Annotated in this window: 18 protein-coding genes; 6 read left to right on the top strand and 12 right to left on the bottom strand. The window is 69.1% G+C overall.

What is annotated here, in order from left to right:
- Positions 1 to 260: 260 nt before the first annotated feature.
- The 9 genes from LX14_RS01445 to LX14_RS01485 all read right to left on the bottom strand — a co-directional run bounded on the left by LX14_RS01445 (position 261) and on the right by LX14_RS01485 (position 8991).
- Positions 261 to 986, bottom strand: coding sequence for a hypothetical protein (locus tag LX14_RS01445; protein ID WP_253645510.1), 726 nt, complete (start codon positions 984 to 986; stop codon positions 261 to 263).
- Positions 987 to 1052: 66 nt separating this feature from the next.
- On the bottom strand, positions 1053 to 2000 hold the full coding sequence (locus LX14_RS01450) for an MlaD family protein (protein WP_253645511.1): 948 nt from the start codon (positions 1998 to 2000) through the stop codon (positions 1053 to 1055).
- Positions 1997 to 3064 (bottom strand): MlaD family protein, encoded by a 1068-nt coding sequence (locus LX14_RS01455; RefSeq protein ID WP_253645512.1) that lies wholly within the window; start codon positions 3062 to 3064, stop codon positions 1997 to 1999. The genes LX14_RS01450 and LX14_RS01455 overlap by 4 nt, the downstream gene beginning before the upstream one ends.
- The gene (locus tag LX14_RS01460) at positions 3061 to 4197 is read right to left on the bottom strand and encodes an MlaD family protein (RefSeq protein ID WP_253645513.1); all 1137 of its coding nucleotides are present in this window, start codon (positions 4195 to 4197) and stop codon (positions 3061 to 3063) included. Before LX14_RS01460 ends, LX14_RS01455 begins: the two co-directional genes overlap by 4 nt.
- Before the next feature lies 1 nt (position 4198).
- Positions 4199 to 5221, bottom strand: a complete 1023-nt coding sequence (locus LX14_RS01465) for an MlaD family protein (protein ID WP_253645514.1) — start codon at positions 5219 to 5221, stop codon at positions 4199 to 4201.
- The gene (locus LX14_RS01470; protein ID WP_253645515.1) at positions 5218 to 6222 is read right to left on the bottom strand and encodes an MlaD family protein; all 1005 of its coding nucleotides are present in this window, start codon (positions 6220 to 6222) and stop codon (positions 5218 to 5220) included. Before LX14_RS01470 ends, LX14_RS01465 begins: the two co-directional genes overlap by 4 nt.
- The gene (locus LX14_RS01475; RefSeq protein ID WP_253645516.1) at positions 6219 to 7292 is read right to left on the bottom strand and encodes an MlaD family protein; all 1074 of its coding nucleotides are present in this window, start codon (positions 7290 to 7292) and stop codon (positions 6219 to 6221) included. Before LX14_RS01475 ends, LX14_RS01470 begins: the two co-directional genes overlap by 4 nt.
- Positions 7289 to 8155 carry an ABC transporter permease gene (locus tag LX14_RS01480; RefSeq protein WP_253645517.1) on the bottom strand — a complete coding sequence of 289 codons (867 nt, stop codon included), beginning with the start codon at positions 8153 to 8155 and terminating at the stop codon, positions 7289 to 7291. Before LX14_RS01480 ends, LX14_RS01475 begins: the two co-directional genes overlap by 4 nt.
- Before the next feature lie 2 nt (positions 8156 to 8157).
- Positions 8158 to 8991: an MlaE family ABC transporter permease gene (locus tag LX14_RS01485; protein ID WP_308214058.1), complete on the bottom strand. Its 834-nt coding sequence runs from the start codon at positions 8989 to 8991 to the stop codon at positions 8158 to 8160.
- 247 nt (positions 8992 to 9238) lie between these two features.
- Here LX14_RS01485 and LX14_RS01490 point away from each other — a divergent pair, with 247 nt between their 5' ends.
- Both LX14_RS01490 and LX14_RS01495 read left to right on the top strand, forming a co-directional pair.
- Complete coding sequence (locus LX14_RS01490) at positions 9239 to 10489, top strand: CaiB/BaiF CoA transferase family protein (protein WP_253645518.1); 1251 nt, start codon at positions 9239 to 9241, stop codon at positions 10487 to 10489.
- Entirely contained in the window at positions 10486 to 11121 is a 636-nt protein-coding gene (locus LX14_RS01495) for a TetR/AcrR family transcriptional regulator (protein ID WP_253645519.1), read from the top strand. Before LX14_RS01490 ends, LX14_RS01495 begins: the two co-directional genes overlap by 4 nt.
- 31 nt (positions 11122 to 11152) lie before the next feature.
- Here LX14_RS01495 and LX14_RS01500 read toward each other — a convergent pair whose 3' ends face one another.
- A complete protein-coding gene (locus LX14_RS01500) occupies positions 11153 to 12070 on the bottom strand; it encodes an alpha/beta hydrolase (RefSeq protein WP_253645520.1) in 918 nt (305 codons plus the stop codon).
- Between the two features lie 75 nt (positions 12071 to 12145).
- Here LX14_RS01500 and LX14_RS01505 point away from each other — a divergent pair, with 75 nt between their 5' ends.
- Positions 12146 to 12688 (top strand): TetR/AcrR family transcriptional regulator, encoded by a 543-nt coding sequence (locus tag LX14_RS01505; RefSeq protein ID WP_253645521.1) that lies wholly within the window; start codon positions 12146 to 12148, stop codon positions 12686 to 12688.
- Positions 12689 to 12695: 7 nt separating this feature from the next.
- On the opposite strand, the gene LX14_RS01510 is transcribed toward LX14_RS01505, so the two are convergent.
- The gene (locus tag LX14_RS01510; RefSeq protein WP_253645522.1) at positions 12696 to 13973 is read right to left on the bottom strand and encodes a PucR family transcriptional regulator; all 1278 of its coding nucleotides are present in this window, start codon (positions 13971 to 13973) and stop codon (positions 12696 to 12698) included.
- 219 nt (positions 13974 to 14192) lie between these two features.
- Here LX14_RS01510 and LX14_RS01515 point away from each other — a divergent pair, with 219 nt between their 5' ends.
- Genes LX14_RS01515 through LX14_RS01525 form a run of 3 tightly spaced genes read left to right on the top strand, consistent with a single transcriptional unit; the run spans position 14193 to position 18894 of the window.
- Complete coding sequence (locus LX14_RS01515; RefSeq protein ID WP_253647844.1) at positions 14193 to 15665, top strand: class I adenylate-forming enzyme family protein; 1473 nt, start codon at positions 14193 to 14195, stop codon at positions 15663 to 15665.
- Between the two features lie 35 nt (positions 15666 to 15700).
- On the top strand, positions 15701 to 17482 hold the full coding sequence (locus LX14_RS01520; protein ID WP_253645523.1) for a DUF3556 domain-containing protein: 1782 nt from the start codon (positions 15701 to 15703) through the stop codon (positions 17480 to 17482).
- Positions 17479 to 18894: a phytoene desaturase family protein gene (locus LX14_RS01525; RefSeq protein ID WP_253645524.1), complete on the top strand. Its 1416-nt coding sequence runs from the start codon at positions 17479 to 17481 to the stop codon at positions 18892 to 18894. The genes LX14_RS01520 and LX14_RS01525 overlap by 4 nt, the downstream gene beginning before the upstream one ends.
- A 26-nt stretch (positions 18895 to 18920) precedes the next feature.
- On the opposite strand, the gene LX14_RS01530 is transcribed toward LX14_RS01525, so the two are convergent.
- On the bottom strand, positions 18921 to 19724 hold the full coding sequence (locus tag LX14_RS01530) for an SDR family NAD(P)-dependent oxidoreductase (RefSeq protein ID WP_253645525.1): 804 nt from the start codon (positions 19722 to 19724) through the stop codon (positions 18921 to 18923).
- Positions 19725 to 19779 lie beyond the last annotated feature (55 nt).

Here is a 19779-nt window from a genome sequence, read left to right on the forward strand (position 1 = left end):
GCCCCGGGGCGCGGGCCGCGAAGCGCAGACCGACGACCGCCGGGGCGACGATCGTCGTGGACGCGTCAGCACCGGCGCGAAATGCACTGTGAGCGTTGCTCAATACTCACGGTTGCCGCGACGGTGCCGACGTGCCCTGGTCCGGGTTCAAGCTAGCAAAGGTTGTGACAGACCACTATGCACACGTGGACACGTCGGACGCTGCAAATCCGTTCAGCTGAGCGGATTTACAGTGCATGCGTGCTGGTATCAGCGATCGTTCATCCGGTCGCGAGGGGCGCGACGCCGCCGCTGATGTCGGTGATCGAGTAGTTCTTGTTCTTGTCCACCGTGATCGGGTACAGCGCAGTCGTTTTCACGCCACCGGGCGACTGCACGTTGGTCACCTGGACGTCGACGAACACCTGTACGACGTAGACACCGTTGTTCTGGCTCTTGATATCGCTTCCCACCAGGTCACCCTTGGACACCCACTGCAGCTGACCGAGCAACTGCCGCAGCACCGACTCGCTGGTGGTGAACTGCTGCCGCATCTTGTCGTCCACGCCGGTCCGTAGCGCGGCGAACCACGGGTCGAAGTCCCGATAGTTGATCAACGCGGCCCGCACGGCGTACTGACTTGCGACGTCCTCGGCGCGCTGCGCGTCGGAGTTCGCGTCCCGCAGGGTCGTGTAGTCGTCGCGGTAGTCGACCGCCGAGTACACCGCGACACCGGCGACCACCGCGAGGATCACGACGAGCGCGGTGAGCACCCCGACGAGGACGCGCCGTCGGCCGGGCGTCGCCCCGGTGTCGGCCTTCGTCTCGGTCTCGGCCTTCTTCTCGCCGTCGGCTGTCGCCGTGCTGTCGGCCTTCTCGCCGTCGACCTTCCCGGCGGCGACCTCCTCGGTCGTCGCCGACCCGGCCTCGTCGTCCGCCGTGCCGGCCTCGTCGCCCGGCGAGCCGGCCCCGTCTCCCGGCGCGCCGGTCTGATCGTCAGTCGCCATCGATCTCGTCCTTCGTCGTTGTCCTCGCCCCGCGACCCTGCGTGGGACCGTTCACACTCACCGCACCTACCTCGTGCTGACGCGGAAGCGCACCACACCGTTCTCGTCCACGATGCGCAGACCCCGCTTCACGACCGAGGAGATGTCGATCTGTGTCGCGGGGGCCACCGTCGACAGCAGCGGGAGGAGCACCCCGATGGGTGGGGTGATCTTCGGCAGCAGCCGCACGAGGTAGTCGTCGAGGGTCTGCAGGAACGGCGAGATGACCTGCGTCCACGCAACCGCGCCGTTGGTCGCACGTGCCAGACCCGGGAACAGACCCCACAACTCCGTGAACGGCGGCTGGTTGATGAGCAGCTGACGCGACCCCTCCGAGAGGGTCGGCCCGATGCCGTCAGCCTTGCGGACGAACTCCTGCGCGGTGTCGAACAGGTCGGAGAACTCCGTGCGCTGCGTGGTGATCGTGCGCGACAGGTACTGCGAGAACTCGCCGATGCGCGTGATGTCGTCGTCACGACCGATCCACCCGGCGTTGACCGTCCGGGCGATGCTCTCGAGTCGACCGGGGTCGACCTGCCCGACGAGGCGTTGCAGGTTGGTCAGGGTCTCCCCCACCGTCGACCGGGCGTCGACGTCCTTGTCGAGCCGTGCACCGTTGCCGATCCACGGCCCCGCCGCGGTGGTGGACGAGAAGTTCAGGTACTGCTCCCCAACCAGCGACAGGTTCTCGACGGTGACCGACGACGACGCCGGGATGCGGTAGTCGGAGTCGATGGAGAGTGTCGCCCGCAGACCGTTCGGCTGGATCGCGATGGCCTTCACCGTGCCGACCTCGATGCCGTTCCACAGCACGCGGGACCGCGGCAGGAGACCACCCGACGACGCCATGTCGACGGTGACGGTGTTCGACGACGTGAACGGGCGGACCTTGAGGATCCCGATCGCCAGGTACCCGGCCAGCGCCACCGAGACCACCACCAGCAGCGCCAGCGACGTCTTCACACCGATCCTCATCGCATCGCCCCGATCATCCGCATGGTCGCCGCCACGGTGCGCAGTTCGTCCGACGACGCCGGCGGCGTGGACAGCCCGGTGGGCGAGGTGATGTCGACCATGTTCACCGAGGGCTGGGTGAGGAACGGGATGATCTGCTTGTTCACGAGATCACCGAGGGCCTGCAGGTCCCGGGGCAGGGTGGAGTCGAGTTCGACGGCGAGGTCGACGAGGGGGTCGACCGTGCGGATCAACGTCGACAGCGGCTGGGCGCGGGTGGTGAAGAGCTGATCGACGGGGACGAGTTCGAATCCCAGGGAGGCGAGCACCTTCGAGAAGCTGGCGAAGGACACCAGCGCCCCACCGATGCGTTCGGGACCGACGTCGAGCGTGAACCCGAGGTCCTTGCCCCGGCTCTGCACCGATCGCGCCAGGACGGCCAGGGAGTCGAGGATCTCGCCGACGGGGCCACGGTTCTGGGCGAGGCGGGCGACGAGTTCGCGCGACACCTCGATGGCCTTGTCGCGCTGTGCGATGTCGTCGGGGAACGCGGTGTTGGCCTTGTCCACGGTGCGCTGGATCTTCTCGAGCGTCCCACCGTTGGCGAGCGACGCGATCCCGCCCAGCAGTTCCTCCACCGCCGGTGTGACCGTGGTGCGCGAGACCGGGATCGTGGCGCCGTCGCCGAGTGCCCGTGTCGCGGAGCCGTTGTCGGCGTCGCTGTCGGCAGGGGGCGTCAGCGCGATGTAGATGTCGCCGAGCAGCGTCGACTGTTCCAGCGAGGCACGCGTTCCCTGCGGCACCCGCACCGAGCCCTGCATGTCCACCGTGGCCACCGCGACCGGCGATGCGGGCGTGCCCCCGATGCCCACCTCGCGCAACACCCCCACCTTGGTGCCGTTCATCAGCACCTTGCTGCGGGCGGGCAGGTTGAGGACGTTCGAGAACTCGAGGCGGAGTTCGCGACTCGACCCGGACACCCGGGTCCCGGGCAGCGGGAGGTCGGTCACCTGCACTCCGCACCCGGCCACCAGCGTCGCCACGGCCACCAGGAACGCGATCGTCACCACACGCGCGCGGGTCATCGCGCCCCCACCGATCCGAGGACCAGCTGCACGAGCTTCGTGTCGACCCGGTCCGGGGCGCCCGCGACCGGGCGGCACGATCCGGCGAGGAGCTTGTTCAGTGCCGCGCACCCGGCTGTGGACGACGAGATCGGTGCCCGCACCCGCACGGTGGGCAGGGCGACGGAGACGGCCAGTCCGGGACGCGTGTCCTGCGCCTGGGCCCGGATGGCCGACATGACGGGCGGGATCAGCTTGAGCAACGCCACGATCTGATCGGTGGGCAGCAGCTCCACGAGCGGGGTGATGAGCTCGAGGACCTTCAGCAGCACCGGACCGTACCGCTGGACGGCGTCGGCGAGTTGGGGCACGACGCGGGTGACGCGTTCGAGCGCCGGGTTCAACTCACGGGTCAGTTCCCCCAGTGCGATGGAGAACTTGCCGACGTTGTCGATGGCCGACTGCACGTCGGGCCACCGCTGGACGAAGAAGTCGGCGAGCTGTCGACCGTTGCTGATCAGCGACCGCAGCTGTTCGTCGCGCAGCGCCGGGTCGCCCAACGCTTGCGACAGTCCCCGGATGGCGCGGTTGAAGTCCTCGGCGCTCCCGCGCAGCGCGTTGTCGACGTCGGCCAGTGCCGTGCCCACCGCCTGCTGCTGCGGGCCCGGGGCCCGCCCCGCCACGTCGGTCAGCTGCGACGACAACTTGTCGAATGCGTCGAACGACTGGCTGAGGCTCTTCGGGGTGTGCGTGCGCTCGAGCGGGATGCACCGCGCCGTGTCCCAGGTGGGGCCACCGGTGTAGGGCGTGGGGATCTCGAGCCGCCGGTCGGTGACGATGGAGTCCGACGTCGTCACCGCCGACACGTCCGCGGGGAAGGTGATGTCGGAGTCGACGTCGAAATCGACACGGACGGCGCCGTTGTCGGGGCTGACCTTCGTGACGTGGCCGATCGCCGTGCCGAGCAGCGTCAGGTTGCTGCCCTCGTACAGGCCGATGGAGTCGGACATGATCGCGCACCCCGAGCGACTCGAGGTGGCCTCGGTCGTCCGGACCGCGGCGACGACCACCGCGATGACACCGATGATGGCGGCCACCACGACGATCCGGGAGGCCACCGTCCGCCACCGGGACCCCTCACGCACGTCGGTCATGTCAGCACCCCCGTCCGGGGACAGGGATGCACAGGGCCGGTGCGTCGACGGTGGTCTTCGCGAGGTCGACGTCCACGGTGCTCCCGTCGGTGGACAGGATTCCGCCGATCTCGTTCGCGAGTTCGCTCAGCCGGTTGATGATCGGGTTCGACCCCGCGAGGCGATCGCGCAGCGACAGCACGATCTTCTTGACCTTGTCGACCTCCGGGTCGATCGTCCCCGACAGCGCACTCACCGGGGGCTCGAGGAACGCGAACAGCGCGTCCACGCCACGGATTGTCTCCAGCGCGTCGAAACGGAACTGGTAGAAGCGGTACCCGATCAGTCCGACGAGCCGCAGCACGTTGACCAGCTGCGCCCGACCGTTGTTCAGCGCACCGATGTACTCCTCGGTGATCGCGATGGCGCGGTCGAGGTCGTCGTCGCGATCGCCGAGGGTGGTGGTCACCGCCGCGATCTGCCCGATGATCTCCCGGGCCGCGTCCGACCGTCCGGCGAGGGCCTGACTCACCTGCGCGAACGTCTGGCGCGTGGTGACGGCGTCGACCTTCTCCACCACCGCGCCGGAGTCGGCGATGACGTCGGTCAGCTCGTACGGTGTCGACGTCGCGGACCGGGGGATGTGACCGCGCAGGGCCTGTGACCCCTGCGGGGTGATCGCCAGGTAGTGGCCGCCGATCGCGGTCGTCAGACGGATGTCGGCGCCCGTGCGATCGCCGAGACGGACCGAGTCGTCCATGCCGAAACGGATCTCGACGTGGTCGCCGACGACGCGGGCATCACGCACCTCGCCCACCCGGATGCCGGCCACCCGCACCTCGTCCCCTGGCCGCAACTGGCCGCTGGAGGCGAAATCGGCCGTGTACTCGCGCTCTCCCGGCGGCATCACGTACAGCAGTCCGCACACCAGGGCGATCACCGCGAGCACCGCGACACCCACGAGTCCGACGACCACCTCCCGGCGCCGCCGCCGATCCGGGGTCCGTGCGGGCCGGGCGTCCCGCTGCGTCGTCGGCGCGCTCATCGGCAGATCACCACCGGGGCACCGGCGAGGAGCACGGTCGTCAACGGGCCCGGGATCGACTGCCCGCGCGCACAGGTCAGCGAGGCTGCGCGGGCGGCGCTCGTCGAGGCGACGAGCGAGTCCAGGACACCGGGGACGCCGGCGAGGATGTCCGACGCGGTGTTCGTCAGCGGGATGTACTTGCGCAGCAACCGGTCCACGTCCGCGTAGTTGCCGAAGTAGACGCCGTTGAGGCTCTGCAGCACCAACCGGAGCGGCTTGAGCGCGCGCGCCGCGAGTGTCAGCGACTTCTCGGTACCGTCGATGTTGTCGGCCAGCGCCCCCAGCGCGTCACCGGTGCGGCTGATCAGCTCATTGAGACGCGGTGACTTGTACTGGATCTCCTTCGCCACCGACCCCAGGCCCGTCACGAACGCGGCGATCGTCTCCGACCGGTCGGCGGCGAACCGCGTGATCTCGTTGAGGCGGTCCAGGATCGAGCCGAGATCGGGTCCGCGTCCCTGCACCACGGCGAGCACGTTGCCGACGAACTCGTTGATCTGGGCCGGGTCGAGGATCCGGAAGACCGGGCGCAACCCGTTGAACAGCGCGGTGATGTCGAACGACGGGATGGTCCGCGACTGCGGGATGGTGGCGTCACCGGTGGAACGGGTCCCGGCGGGCCCGTCGGTGGAGACGTCGAGGTAGCGCTCGCCGACGAGGTTCAGGTAGCGGATCGCGACGGTCGAGTTGTCGAACAGCGGTACCGACCGCGCCAGGCTGAACGTCACGCGGGCGACCCCGTCGTGCAACGCGACCTTCTCGACCTTGCCCACGCGCACACCGATCTCGCGGACGTCGTTGCCCGCGGACAGCCCGGAGGCGTCGGAGAACTCGGCGGTCACCGTGCGTTGCGCACCGGTCACCGACGGCGACAACGCGCCGACGACGACCCATCCCGCGGCCACCATCGCGACGACGAACAGCGCGAGCCCGACCATCGATCCCCGGTGCAGTCTCATCGCCCGCCCCGTCCCGCCGCCGAGGGGATGCCCGACAGCGGTGCGCCGGGCAGCAGCACCGACGTCAGCTGCGGCATGTTCGCCAGGGTGGCGCCCACCTGCAGGGTGACCTTGCCGTTCTGCGTCGGCAACGCCTTCGTGAGGCGCCGCACCAGTTCCCGGGTGTCGTCGTACGCCGGTGGGATGGACCGCAACGTCTGTCCGAGCGGCGATCCGACGGTGATGACGAAGTCCAGCAGGGTGCTCAACGAGCCGAGGTTGTCGCCGACGACGCCGCCGATGGTGCCGACGGTGTCGACGAGACCGGACAGGGTGTCGCGGACGCCGGACACGACAGCGGGGTTCGTGTACTCCGCGGTGGTGCGGGTGAGGTTGATCAGGACGCTGTCGAAGGGGCCCTCGAGGTCGGCGACGCCCCGGCTGGCCGGGCCGAGTGTCTGCAGGAACCGCGCCAGCGGCATCTGCTGGCGGGCGGCGGCGAGGTTCAGCAGGTCCGCACCCGACCGCAGCAGGGGTTGCACCGCGGTCACCACGCGGGAGAGGACGTCGATGCTGGTCGACACCTCGGTGCCGGTGACCGTGGTGGAGATCTCCCCGACCTGCCGCAGGAGCGTCGCCACCGACACGGTGGTGGACTCCGACCCGATCCGGAGCCGCTCGCCGTCGCGCAGGTGGCCGGCGGTGTCGCCCACCGTGCGATCCGACCGCAGCTCGATCCCCGTGACACCCAGGATGTTCGACGGCGCGTAGGCGGCACTGACCTGGTCGGGGATGTCGTCGGCCTGGTCGGCGTCGATGGACAGGGCGATCTGCTGCTTGGAGCCCTCGGTGACGGTCACCGAGTCCACGCGGCCGACGATCAGACCGCGGAACTTCACGTCGCCACCGGCGGCGAGACCGTCCCCGACGGCGTCGGCGACGGCGACGACCTTCACTCGGCTGTCGAAACCGCCACGGGCGTAGACGGTCAGCGGGATCGCGGCGACGACCAGCACGACGATCGCCGCCGCCCCCAGGGTCAGCAGTGTCCGCCTCGACGGTCCCCGTCCGGAGAGGTCCTCGTACATCATCCGGAGAACCGGAATCCGACGTCGGAACCCCAGAACACCAGGGTGAGGATCATGTCGAGCACGACGATGACCACGAAGCTGTTCTTGATCGCCCGTCCCGACGCGATGCCCACGCCCTCGGGACCGCCTGCCGCATAGAAGCCCTGATAGCAGTGGATGAGGATCACGGCGACCACGAACACGACGGCCTTGACCACGGCGAGCAGCATGTCGACCGGGGACAGGAACGCCGTGAAGTAGTGGTAGTAGGTGCCCGACGACTGCCCGTGCACGGTGTTCACCACGAACGCGCACGAGAGGTAGCTGAGGATCAGCGTGATGAGGAACAGCGGGATGATCGTCACGATCCCGGCGATGACGCGGGTGCTGACCACGAACGGGATCGGTCGGATCGCCTGCGCCTCCAGGGCGTCGATCTCCTCGGCGATGCGCATCGACCCGATCTCCGCCGTCATCCGACAGCCCGCCTGCGCCGCGAACCCCACCGCCACCACGATCGGACCGATCTCGCGGGTGTTGACGTAGGCCGAGAGGAACCCTGTGAGCGGCCCGATGCCGAAGAGCCGCAACGTCGCGAACGACTCGATGCCGATCGACCCGCCCACCGACAGCCCCAGCACCACGAGCACCGCGACCGACCCACCACCGACGACGATGCCGGTCGATCCCCACATCAGGTCGGAGAGGACCGCCCCGGTCTGCGACCGGTAGACGCGCAGGGCGTGCGGGACGGACCGGATGACGTCGTAGGCGAAGTGCACCTGGTGGCCGATGCGCTCGACGGCGTTGACCGGCACGACGGCGGCCCGCGACGCCGTGGTGGTCCAGCGACGTGACCGCGCATAGGTGGCGAACCCGCTCATCGTCACCCCACCTTCTGCTGGACGAACATCGACAGCACCTGGGTGACGGCCAGGTTGAGCAGGAACGAGGAGACCACCCCGAGGACGACCGCGGCGTTGACCGCGTCGGCGACACCGCGCGGGCCGCCCTTCGCCTCGAGTCCTCGCTGGCAGGCGATCGCGACCACGACGATCCCGAACAGGACGGACTTCAGCAGGGCCACGACGAGGTCACCCACGCTCGCGAACTGCCCGAACCCGCCGAGATAGCTGCCCGGGGCACCGCCCTGGAAGGACACGTTGATCACGTATCCGGCTGCGACGCCGACGAAGATGATCTCCATACAGATCAGGGGCGCCACCGCCACCACGGCCAGCAGACGCGGCGCGACCACCCGTCGGGCCGGGTCGATCCCCATGGTGCGCATCGCGTCGATCTCGTCGCGGACCGTGCGGGCGCCGAGGTCGGCGGCGATGGCCGACCCGACGGCCCCACCGATGAGCAGGGCGGCGCCGATCGGGGCCCCCTGCTGCAGGATCGCCAGCGCACCGGCCGCCCCCGACAGCGACGACGCACCGAGCTGCTGCGTCAGTCCGCCCACCTGCACCGACAGGATGACGCCGAACGGGATGGCGACCAGCACCGCCGGGACGCCGGCGACACCGGCGAAGAAGCTGGTCTGCGAGAGGGTCTCGCGCAGCGGCAGTCGACCCCGGACCGTGTCGCGGACGATGTGGCCGAAGGCGGTCAGGGTCAGCTCGATGAGGCGACCGAGCGTGGCGATCGCGGACAGCACGGCGTCGCCGAACCGCCCCAGCGCGAGCACGCCGCCGGAGCGCGCTCCTGTGTTCGCCAATCCGTCCCCTGATGTCGTCGTCGGTCGAGGTACGGAGCTCACGACGCGACAACGCGGACACATGGGCTCCGTGACCGGCGTCACTGTAATGCCGCTCGCGGGCGATGTGGGGTCGTTGATCGACGAGCTTGGGAGGGACGACAACACGGGACGCCGGGTGTTGGACGAGCGCGGGTCACCGGATCCGACGGCGTGTCTCCGGCGGGTCGGATGGTGGACCGGGGTGGGGGTTCGTCACCCTGGACACATGCGGACTGACCCCACGGACACGCCGGACACCACCGCCGACGCCTCCCCCGCGGGCGGCTCCGGCGCTCTCGACGGTGTGCGCGTCGTCGAGCTGGGATCGCTCATCGCCGGCCCGTTCGGTGCGCGGCTGCTCGGCGACATGGGTGCCGACGTGGTGAAGATCGAGGCGCCCGGGTCGCCCGACCCGCTGCGCGGATGGGGACAGGCCGAGGTGGACGGGCACCGGTTCCTGTGGACGGTGTACGCGCGCAACAAGCGGGCGGTGACGCTGGACCTGCGGGCCCCGGCCGGGCGCGAGCTGTTCCTCGACCTCATCGCGACCACCGACGTCGTCGTGGAGAACTTCCGGCCCGGCACGCTCGAGCGACTCGACCTCGGGTGGGACGTGCTCTCGGAGCGCAACCCGGGGCTGATACTGGTCCGGGTCTCCGGGTACGGACAGACCGGTCCGCAGGCCGCCCGGCCCGGGTACGCGTCCGTCGCCGAGGCCGTCAGCGGCCTCCGGCACCTCAACGGGTACCCCGATCAGCCGCCGCCCCGGCTGGCCCTGTCCCTCGGCGACACGCTCGCGGGGATGTTCGCCGCACAGGGCGCGCTCGCCGCGCTCTACCGCCGCACCGTGACCGGTACCGGCCAGGTGGTGGACGTCGCGCTCACCGAGGCCTGCCTCGCGATCCAGGAGTCGGTCATCCCCGACTACGCGATGGGCGGGGTGGTGCGCGGGCCGTCGGGGACCCGACTCGACGGGATCGCACCGTCGAACGTCTACCCCACGGCCGACGAATCGCTCGTCGTCATCGGGGCCAACCAGGACACGGTCTTCCGACGCCTCTGCGGGGCGATGGGCCGACCCGATCTGGCCGACGACCCGCGCTTCGCCACCCACGGCGCCCGCGGGACCAACCAGGACGAGATCGACAGACTGATCGCCGAGTGGACCGCGACGATCGACCGCGCGGACCTGCTGGCTCTGCTCGACGAGGCCGGGGTGGTCGCCGGGCCGATCAACACCGTCGCCGACATCGTCGACGACCCGCAGCTGCGGGCGCGGGGGATGCTGGTCGAGCACCCCGACGACCGCATCGGTCGTACCGTGCTCGGACCGGGAGTGGTGCCCGTGCTGCACGGATCGCCGGGGTCGGTACGGTCGTCGGCGCCCCCGCGACCGGGCCACCACAACGCCGAGGTGTTCGGGGCACTGCGCGACCCGGAGGCGTTGGCGCGACTGCGCGAGGAGGGGATCCTGTGACCGAACCCGGCACCTCCGCGGTGGCGACGCCCAAAGGCCGTCGCACGGAACAGGCCTTCGTCGACGCCGCACGGAAGGTGTTCGCCGAGAAGGGCTATCTGGCCGCCAAGATCGCCGACATCGCCGCCGAGGCGGGTCGCTCGACGGGCTCGTTCTACAACTACCACGAGAGCAAACGCCAGCTGCTGGAACACCTCCTGGAGGAGTTCCAGGTGCGCGTCCTGGAGGACACCCGCCGCAACCTCACCAGCGACGCGTCGACCAACATCGACTCCGCCGTCCGTGCCTACTGGTCGTCGTACCGCGACTACCTCCCCGAGATGATCGGGGCGTTCCAGCTGTCGATGACCGACCGCGCCTTCGCGCAATGGTGGCGGTCGCGGCGCTCACAGGGCATCGACGAGGTGCTCGACGTGTTCCGCGCGGGCGAGAACTCCGGCGCCGACATCGGCCTCGACAAGCACCTGTTCGCCTCGGCGATCGTCTCGATGCTCGAGTCGTTCTGCTGGACCTGGTTCGTCACCGGTGGCGACGACACCGTCGCCGGCCGGTCGGACGAGGAGGCGATCCGGACCCTCGTGGAGATCTGGCGACGCGGCCTCGTCGTCCGTGGAACCGGCGACCCCGCCTGACCGGCCGCGCTGAGGGCAGCTGCCGGCCCGCTCAGCTCGACGGGACCGCGGCGGCCAGGAACTCGAGCGCGTCACCGATCACCGTCGGGAAGAGCGGATCGATGTACGGGTCGAAATGTCCGCCGGGGTACTCACGCACTGTGCACACCGAGATCCTGGCCGCGGCGGCCCGGGCGGATGCGGCGGGTGCGATGTCGTCGCCGTCGGCGACCTGGATCAACACCGGGCAGGTGATACGGGAGACGGTGCGGATCGGCGAGTAGCGGCCGATGTGCAGCAGGACGCGTGCCGCGACCGTCTCGGGGACGGAACCCCGCTCGAAACCGGACTGCCGAACCATCTCCTCGAAGGCCTCGTGGGCGCCGGGGGCGGTCATGACCGCGGTGGTGCCCGGGGCGCCGATCGAGTGGACGTAGCGCGGCGCTGTGCCGCGCGCCGCATTGAGGAGGTCGGCCAGAGCATGAGGAGCGAGCCTCAGCGAGGATCGCAGTCCGGTCGCCCGCACCGCGGCCGGGCCGCTGAGGTGAGGCACCTGCGCGATCGCCGCGGCGAACGGCTGCCCTTCGGCGGCCAATGTCAGGACGTGTCCCCCGGCGAACGATGTGCCCCATCCGATCACGCGGTCGGGATCGACCCCGGGAAGGGACCGCGCGAATGCGATGGCCGCACGCCAGTCCGCGAGCTGGGCGGAGATGTCGAGCAGCTGCCGAGGCTCGCCGTCGCTGTCCCCGAAGTACCGGTAGTCGAAGAGGACGACCGCATACCCGGTCTGGGCGAACTCCCTCGCGTACCGCGGGAGGCTGAGCGTGCGGACGGATCCGAAGCCGTGCGCCATGACGACGACGGGCACAGGCCGGGTGCCGTCCGTCGAGGGGATGTGGACGTCAGCGGTGCACCTGACACCGGACGACACGAAGTCTCGGGTCTCGACGTGGACACTTCGGCTCATTTGCCGCCTTCTCTCTTGAATGGTCGACAAGAAGATAGGTCACGTCTTGTCGACGGGTCAAGATACGATCGCCCGATGCCCAGGAACCGTCGATCGCGCGACCGCGACGAGAAGCGGGGTGAGATCCTCGCGGCAGCGCGCGAACTGTTCATCGCCGAGGGCTACGCCGAGGTGTCCGTGGCGCGGATCGCGCGCCGGGCCGAGGTGACGTCGACGACGGTGTACTGGTACTTCACCGACAAGGACGAACTCCTGGTCGCAGTCCTCGACGACCTGCTCGCGTCGTCACTGGCCGAACTGGAGTCGTCGGACAACTCGTCGATCGAGCAACTGTTCCTGCTGGCGGCGACCCGACTGACGGAACTGGGCTCCCTCGTCGACGCCGTCCACACGCGCCGTCTGTCGTCGCCGGTGATCGACGAGTGGCACGACAACTTCCACGGGCTGGCGGAGACGATCACCCGTGCGGTCCTCCCGGATGCCCTGGACGACGACCGTGTCGACGCGATATGCCGGATGACGACATTCATCATCGAGGGCATCGTGACCCACCGTCCGCCGGATTCCGCGGTACGCGAGATGGCCGCGGCCGTGGCGTCGATGGTCGACGAGAGCTGACAGCTCGTCAGCCCGGCATCCGCCACTGCGCGACGAGCAGCGCGATCTCGACGTCGAGGCGGTGCGTGGACAACGGGGCGCCCAGGACACGCTCGGCCGCCGCGACGCGGTATTTGATCGTGTTGGGATGCAGGTGGAGCGTGGCGGCTGTCGCCTTGTGACTGCCGTTGCGCTGCAGGAACTCTCGTAACGTCGTGCGGAGTCGGCCGGCTTGCTCGGTGGGGTGCGCGAGGTCGCCGAGGATGCCCGCGATCCAGTCGTCGACGGCGTCGAAGTCATGAGACAGCTGGGCCACGACGGCGACTCCTGGCGTCGTGTAGTCGACGACCGAACCCGTGTCACCGGCGGCGGCCAGGCCGGCGATGCGCTGTGCGTCGGTCGCCTCTCGATGTGACCGCCGGAACCCCGCCAAGCCGGAGTGGGGGGCGCCGACCGCCATGTGGATGCCCGGGGTCATCGGCCGGCCGTACGTCGGTGTCGGGGTGTCGTCGACCGGGATGTCGACACCGGCGGGGACCGGGAACCATGCCCAGACAGTGTGGTCGTCGGCGGGGACGATCAACGGCGCAGCGCTCGCCCCGGACCGCTCCGCGTAGGAGCGGACCTCGCGACCGAGGTGGTGGGCCTCGCCCACCGCGGCGTCGGCGGTCCACGCGATCAGCGCACGGTGTGTCCGATCGAGGCGGTAGTCGAGTGTCGCCGAGGCGGAGGCGGGATCGATGTTCTCGGGGCCGGTCAGGATCTGGCGGATACGGTGCGCGCGCTGTGCGTCGCGATGCGAGAGCCACCGCTCACGCTCGTCCTGGTACTCACGGACCACGGTCTCCGACACCCAGTCGATGTAGGTCGACCCGATCTGGCCGATGCGGTGGAACACCGGCAGTCGGATGGCGGGATCGATGTCGTGCAGGGCCATGCGTCCGTACACGCGGTCCATGAACGTGGTGTAGCCCAGCCGGTATGCGCGGACCAGGGCGGTGACGGGTGCAGTCGTCCGCGCGAGATGGCGGGCGTAGTCGATGGCGGCCTCGGGGGCCTGGAGTCGCGCGGCGGGCACACCCTCGCGAACGACACGCAGGAAGGTCGCGACGTTGCCTTCCACGCTCGCCCCGAGCAGCGCGAGCAGTCGCGGATCGCCGCGCAACTCGCTGATCTCCCGCTCGAGGACGTCACGGATCAGCCGCGCCTCGCCGGCGATGTCGCGGGCGAGATCGGCGTGCACCTGCTCGACGACGAAGGCGGCCGCACCGTCGAGATCGTCGGCGGGGACAACGTCGTCGGTCACGGGACGACGGTAGCGGTTGATCGCCGGCGGCACCGCAGATCGAGATCTGCAGTTCAGGTGGGCCAACGGGGGTTGCTCGACCCCACGGCCTCCATGTCTGAAGATTGTCCCCTGGGGACAACGACCGCCAGAAACTGTGTCGCGCCGGGATATGGCCTGCGTCACACGCCGCTTCGTACCGTGAGTGTGCTCACCGTCGACACATGGTTCGGAGAACTGATGCACCTGCCCGACATCCCCGGTCACCGCGCCATGCAGGACCCCGACGCGGTCATGGTCACCGACGACACGACCGCCTACACCGCCGCAGGGTTCGACACGGCGGTGGTCCGGGCCGCACGCGTTCTCGCCGCGGCCGGCCTCACGCGAGGAACCGTCGCGGCCGTCGTGTTGCCGAACACCGCGGACCTGGTGATCGCACTGTTCGCGGCCTGGCGTCTCGGCGCGGCCGCCACGCCGGTGAACCCCGCCCTGGGCAGGCACGAGATCGCCTATCAGCTGGCCGACTGTTCGTCACAGGTCGTGGTGACCATCCCGGAGCTGACAGCCGTGATGCCGCAGGGCCACCAGGTCGTGACCGATCTGCATGCCACCGCCGATCCTGGCGACCCCCTGGCGGGGTACGACGTGCTCGCCGATGCCGATGACCTGGCGTTGCTGATCTACACCAGCGGGACGACGGGCAAGCCCAAGGGCGTGATGCTCGACCATGCGAACCTGACCGCGATGGTGGACTCGAGCATCGCCGAGATGTCGATGGACTCCACCGCGCACAGTCTGTTGATCCTGCCGCTGTTCCACGTCAACGGCATCGTCGCCGGTGTCATGTCCGCACTCGCGGCCGGGGGCCAGACCACGATCGCCGGCCGTTTCGATCCGCTCACATTGTTCGACCGGGTCGAGGCGGCGCGGCCCACCTACTTCTCGGCCGTGCCGGCGATCTACGCGATGCTGGTCGACCTTCCCGAGACGGTCGCACCGGACACCTCGTCGCTGCGGTACGTCATCTGCGGGGCGGCTCCGGCGAGCCCGGAGTTGTTGCGGCGGTTCGAGACCCGCTACGGCGTGCCGGTCATCGAAGGGTACGGACTGTCGGAGGGGACGTGTGCGTCCACGCTGAACCCGGTCGACGGGCCGCGTAAGCCGGGCACCGTGGGACGCGCGATGCCCGGCCAGACGGTCCGCATCGTCGACACCGACGGGCAGACGATCACCGACGGGCGGCCCGGCGAGGTCCTCATCCAGGGTCCGACCGTGTTGCGCGGCTACCTCGGTCGTCCCGAGGAGACCGCGACGACGCTCGTCGACGGCTGGCTGCACACCGGCGACGTCGGACAGCTCGACGAGGACGGGTATCTCACCCTCGTCGACCGGTCCAAGGACATGATCATCCGCAACGGAGAGAACATCTACCCCCGCGAGATCGAGTCCGTCGTGTACCGACTCGACGGCGTGCGGGAGGCCGCGGTGGTCGGCCGGCCGCATCCGACGCGCGGGGAAGAGCCGGTCCTGTTCGTCTCGCTCAACCGCGAGTCGGACCTCTCGGACGAGGTCATCGACGAGCACATCGCCGAGCACCTCGCCAAGTACAAACGCCCGGTGACGATCACGACCGTCGACGACATCCCCAAGAACCCCGTCGGCAAGATCGACAAACCGTCGCTGCGGCGCCAGGTCGCACCCGTCTCCTGATCCTGCTCGATCCCGCCCGAGATGAAGGACGTCCCATGGGCCTGCTCTCACCCACGCTTCCCGCGATCGACCTCGCCGAGTGGCGCCGCCTCCCTCACCTCGACCGCGTCAGGCTGCAGGTGCAGCACTGGGGTGAGTACGGTTTCGGCACGCCCGCAGGCGCGTACCTGTTCTACGTCGTGAAGATGGCGGCGTACCTCCTGATCCCACTGGCGGTCATCATCGCCACCACCCCGGGTGTCGGCGGGTGGGGACAGATCGGGCACTGGTGGACCGAGCCGATCGTCTACCAGAAGTTCGTCATGTTCACCGTGCTGTTCGAGGTGCTCGGATTCGGTTGCGGCTCCGGCCCTCTGACGATGCGGTTCTTCCCGCCGGTGGGCGGCTTCACCTACTGGCTGCGGCCCGGGACGATCCGTCTCGCACCGTGGCCGACGAAGGTGCCGCTCACCGGAGGGGACACCCGCACCGCCACCGACGTGGCGCTGTACGCCGCGCTGCTCGTGACCCTAGGCTGGTCACTGGTGTCCGACGGGGTCAGCGGCGGCCCCGGTGTCGCCGGGATCATGAACTGGGCGTTCCCACTCCCGACGGTCGCTCTGCTCGGCGTGCTGGGTCTGCGGGACAAGGCCATCTTCCTCGCAGCGCGCTCGGATCAGTACTTCCTGATGATCGTCGCGTTCCTGTTCCCGTTCGTGGACATGATCATCGCTCTGAAGCTGATCATGATCGCGGTCTGGTGGGGTGCGGCGACCTCGAAGATCAACCACCACTTCCCGTTCGTGGTGGCCGTGATGATCTCCAACAGCCCCCTCATCCGCAGCACCCGCCTCAAGCGCAAGCTCTACCGCGACTTCCCCGAGGACATGCGGCCCTCGACCTTCGCGAAGTTCACCGCGCACCAGGGGACCGTCGTGGAATTCCTGCTGCCGGCGATCCTCCTGTTCTCGACGAACACCGTCCTGACGACCGTGGTGCTGATCGGGTTCACGATCTTCCACCTGTTCATCATCTCGACGTTCCCGGCGGGAGTCCCACTGGAGTGGAACGTCTTCGTCATCCTCGGTGCGTGGTTCCTGTTCGGGCACTACACGAACGCCGAGTACGCCGTCTGGGACGCCACCACCGTGTGGCCGTTCGTCATCGCCGCGCTGCTCGTGGCGGGGATCGTCGTCGGCGGGTTCCGGCCGCAGTGGGTGTCGTTCCTCCTCGGCATGCGCTACTACGCCGGGAACTGGGCCACCGACACGTGGATCCTCAAGCCCGGCATCGAGGAGCGCATGCAGGCCGAGATCACCAAGTCCGCGCCGATGACCAAGATGCAGCTGCTCAAGCTGTACGACGACGACACCAGCGAGTTCATGATGCAGAAGTTCTCCGCCTGGCGCTCGATGCACAGCCACGGACGCGCCCACATGGGTCTGATCTCCCATGCGGTCGCGAACCGCGAGAACCACGTCATCCGCGAGGGCGAGTTCATGGCCGGGTCCCTGCTCGGGTGGAATTTCGGTGAGGGACACCTGCACAACGAGCAACTCCTCGCCGCCGTGCACAACCGCCTGCACCTGGCCCCAGGCGATCTGATGGCCGTGATGATCGAGGGTCAGCCGTTCCACCGCGGCACGCAGAGTTATCGGATCGTCGACGCCGCGGCGGGTCTCGTCGAAGAGGGCACCGTGTCCGTCTCGGACACCATCGCCCGACAACCGTGGCTCGACGAGAGCGCCGACATCCCTGCGTCGGTGACGCGTCGTGTCACGAGCATCAGCGCGAGCGGCTCCGACCCGTCGGGCCGAGGCGCAGCGGGCGCCCGGTGACGACGGCGACGGTCGTCGGGTCCGGACCGAACGGGCTCGCGGCAGCCGTCACCCTCGCCCGAGCGGGTGTGTCGGTCACGGTCCTGGAGATGGCGGACCGTATCGGGGGCGGCACGCGCACTTCGGAACTGACGGTGCCGGGTGTCCTGCACGACGACTGCTCCGCGGTCCACCCCATGGGCGCAGCGTCGGCGTTCTTCCGGTCGGCGGGCCTCGAGCAGTACGGCCTGCGATGGTTGAGTGCGCCGATCGACGTCGTCCACCCTCTCGACGGCCGGCGGGCCGGGATCCTGCACACCTCACTGGTCGACACCGCGACCGGTCTGGGCCCGGACGGCGCCCGGTGGCGACGCGTGTTCGCTCCGCTCACCGAGTCGTTCGACAAGCTCGCCGCGGAGTTCTTCCAACCGATCACCCACATCCCGCGACACATGGTGTCGATGGCGTGGTTCGGGCCGACGGCCCTGTCCCCGGCGACGCTCACCGCATCGCGGTTCCGCACCGACGAGGCCAGAGCACTGTTCGGCGGCGTGGCCGCACACGCGGTGTACCCGTTGACCCGACCCACGACGTCGGCGATCGGCGCGATGATGATCGCGGCGGGACACAACCACGGGTGGCCGGTCGCCGAGGGCGGCTCGCAGGCGATCACCACCGCGATGGCGACACTGCTCGCCGATCTCGGGGGCACCGTGCACACCGGTGTCCGTGTCACGCGACTCGACGAGGTCGTCGGCGACGACATCGTCATGCTCGACCTCTCCCCCACCGCTGTCGCCGACCTCGCCGGCGATCGACTGCCGTCACGGGTCGAGCGCGCATACCGCCGATACCGGTACGGCCCGGGGGCGTTCAAGCTCGACATCGCTGTCGACGGCGGGATCCCCTGGGCCACCGAGGCGGCATGCTCTGCCGGGACCGTGCACGTCTGCGGCTCGTTCGAGCAGGTCGTCGCAGCTGAGCGCGACGTGCACCGGGGCATCATGCCGCAGCGTCCCTTCGTGCTCCTCGCACAGCAGTACCTCGCCGACCCGTCGCGGTCTGCGGGGTCGATCCATCCGATCTGGGCCTACGCGCACACCCCCCACGGCTACACCGGCGACGCGACAGAGCTGATCCTGGAGCAGATCGAGCGTTTCGCACCGGGATTCCGCGAGCGGATCGTGGCGATCCACTCCCGCACCCCGACCGAGATGCCTTCCTACAACCCGAACTACGTCGGCGGTGACATCATCACCGGCCTGAACTCGCCCCGCCAGGTCCTGATGCGACCGCGTGCGGCGTTCGACCCGTACACGACAGGAATCGACGGCGTCTACATCTGTTCTGCAGCAACCCCTCCCGGTGGCGGCGTCCATGGCATGAACGGCCACAACGCCGCCGTGAGCGCACTGCGGCGCGTCGCCGCGTGAATCCGCGTGCGACGCCGACAGTCCCGTCAGTTCTTGAACGGGTTGAACGTCTTGCCCAACACGTAGCCGAGTCGCGTGGGGATCGGCCCCGCTGCGGCGGCCGTGATCTTGTTGACCGTCCCGGGAACGCACACGGGTTTGCCGGCCTCGACCGCGTCCCACCCCTCACGGACCACGTCCTCGGCCGACTGCCAGAGCAGGCCCGGGAGCTTCGTCGACGCCGCGTCGCGGGTGCCCATGACGTCGTGGAACTCGCTGTGGGTGAACCCGGGACACAGCGCGGTGACGTGGATCCCGTCGGGCTTGAGCTCCATGTCGAGAGCCTGGGACATGGTGAGCACATAGGACTTGATCGCGGTGTACAGCAGACTCGCGGCCGGAGGCAGGAGCGCCGCCAGCGACGACACGTTGACGATCCGGCCGTACTGCCGTTCCTTCATCCCCGGGACGACGAGGTGGGCCAGCTCGGTCACCGCGGTGACCATCACCTGGATCTCACGTGCCAGGTCCTCGAAGGGCGTCTCGGCGAAGCTGCCGTTGCCGGAGAACCCCGCGTTGTTGATCAGGATGTCGATGTCGATACCCTGAGATGCGCACTGCTCGAGTATGTTCCGTGGACCTCCGACGTCGTTCAGGTCCGCGGCGATCACGGTCGCGGTGACACCGTGGTCGCGGGTGAGCTCCTCGGCGAGCGTCACCAACCGGTCTTCTCGACGTGCCACCAGGACGACATTCGTCTGCTGCGCGGCCAGATGCCGTGCGAACGCCGCACCGATCCCGGCCGACGCACCCGTCACCACAGCGGTTCTCGATCCGGTCGACGCAGTCATGGTCCTGGCCCTCGTTCCGACGTGGTGGTGAGACGCCGCCACGCTAACAGCTTCT

The sequence above is a fragment of the Williamsia deligens genome, from assembly GCF_024171765.1.
GTDB classification, from domain to species: domain Bacteria; phylum Actinomycetota; class Actinomycetes; order Mycobacteriales; family Mycobacteriaceae; genus Williamsia_A; species Williamsia_A deligens.

Coding starts and splice junctions, on each gene's coding strand:
- LX14_RS01445 (WP_253645510.1), bottom strand. CDS start 986: ATGGCGACTGACGATCAGACCGGCGCGCCGGGAGACGGGGCCGGCTCG.
- LX14_RS01450 (WP_253645511.1), bottom strand. CDS start 2,000: ATGAGGATCGGTGTGAAGACGTCGCTGGCGCTGCTGGTGGTGGTCTCG.
- LX14_RS01455 (WP_253645512.1), bottom strand. CDS start 3,064: ATGACCCGCGCGCGTGTGGTGACGATCGCGTTCCTGGTGGCCGTGGCG.
- LX14_RS01460 (WP_253645513.1), bottom strand. CDS start 4,197: ATGACCGACGTGCGTGAGGGGTCCCGGTGGCGGACGGTGGCCTCCCGG.
- LX14_RS01465 (WP_253645514.1), bottom strand. CDS start 5,221: ATGAGCGCGCCGACGACGCAGCGGGACGCCCGGCCCGCACGGACCCCG.
- LX14_RS01470 (WP_253645515.1), bottom strand. CDS start 6,222: ATGAGACTGCACCGGGGATCGATGGTCGGGCTCGCGCTGTTCGTCGTC.
- LX14_RS01475 (WP_253645516.1), bottom strand. CDS start 7,292: ATGATGTACGAGGACCTCTCCGGACGGGGACCGTCGAGGCGGACACTG.
- LX14_RS01480 (WP_253645517.1), bottom strand. CDS start 8,155: ATGAGCGGGTTCGCCACCTATGCGCGGTCACGTCGCTGGACCACCACG.
- LX14_RS01490 (WP_253645518.1), top strand. CDS start 9,239: ATGCGGACTGACCCCACGGACACGCCGGACACCACCGCCGACGCCTCC.
- LX14_RS01500 (WP_253645520.1), bottom strand. CDS start 12,070: ATGAGCCGAAGTGTCCACGTCGAGACCCGAGACTTCGTGTCGTCCGGT.
- LX14_RS01505 (WP_253645521.1), top strand. CDS start 12,146: ATGCCCAGGAACCGTCGATCGCGCGACCGCGACGAGAAGCGGGGTGAG.
- LX14_RS01515 (WP_253647844.1), top strand. CDS start 14,193: ATGCACCTGCCCGACATCCCCGGTCACCGCGCCATGCAGGACCCCGAC.
- LX14_RS01520 (WP_253645523.1), top strand. CDS start 15,701: ATGGGCCTGCTCTCACCCACGCTTCCCGCGATCGACCTCGCCGAGTGG.
- LX14_RS01530 (WP_253645525.1), bottom strand. CDS start 19,724: ATGACTGCGTCGACCGGATCGAGAACCGCTGTGGTGACGGGTGCGTCG.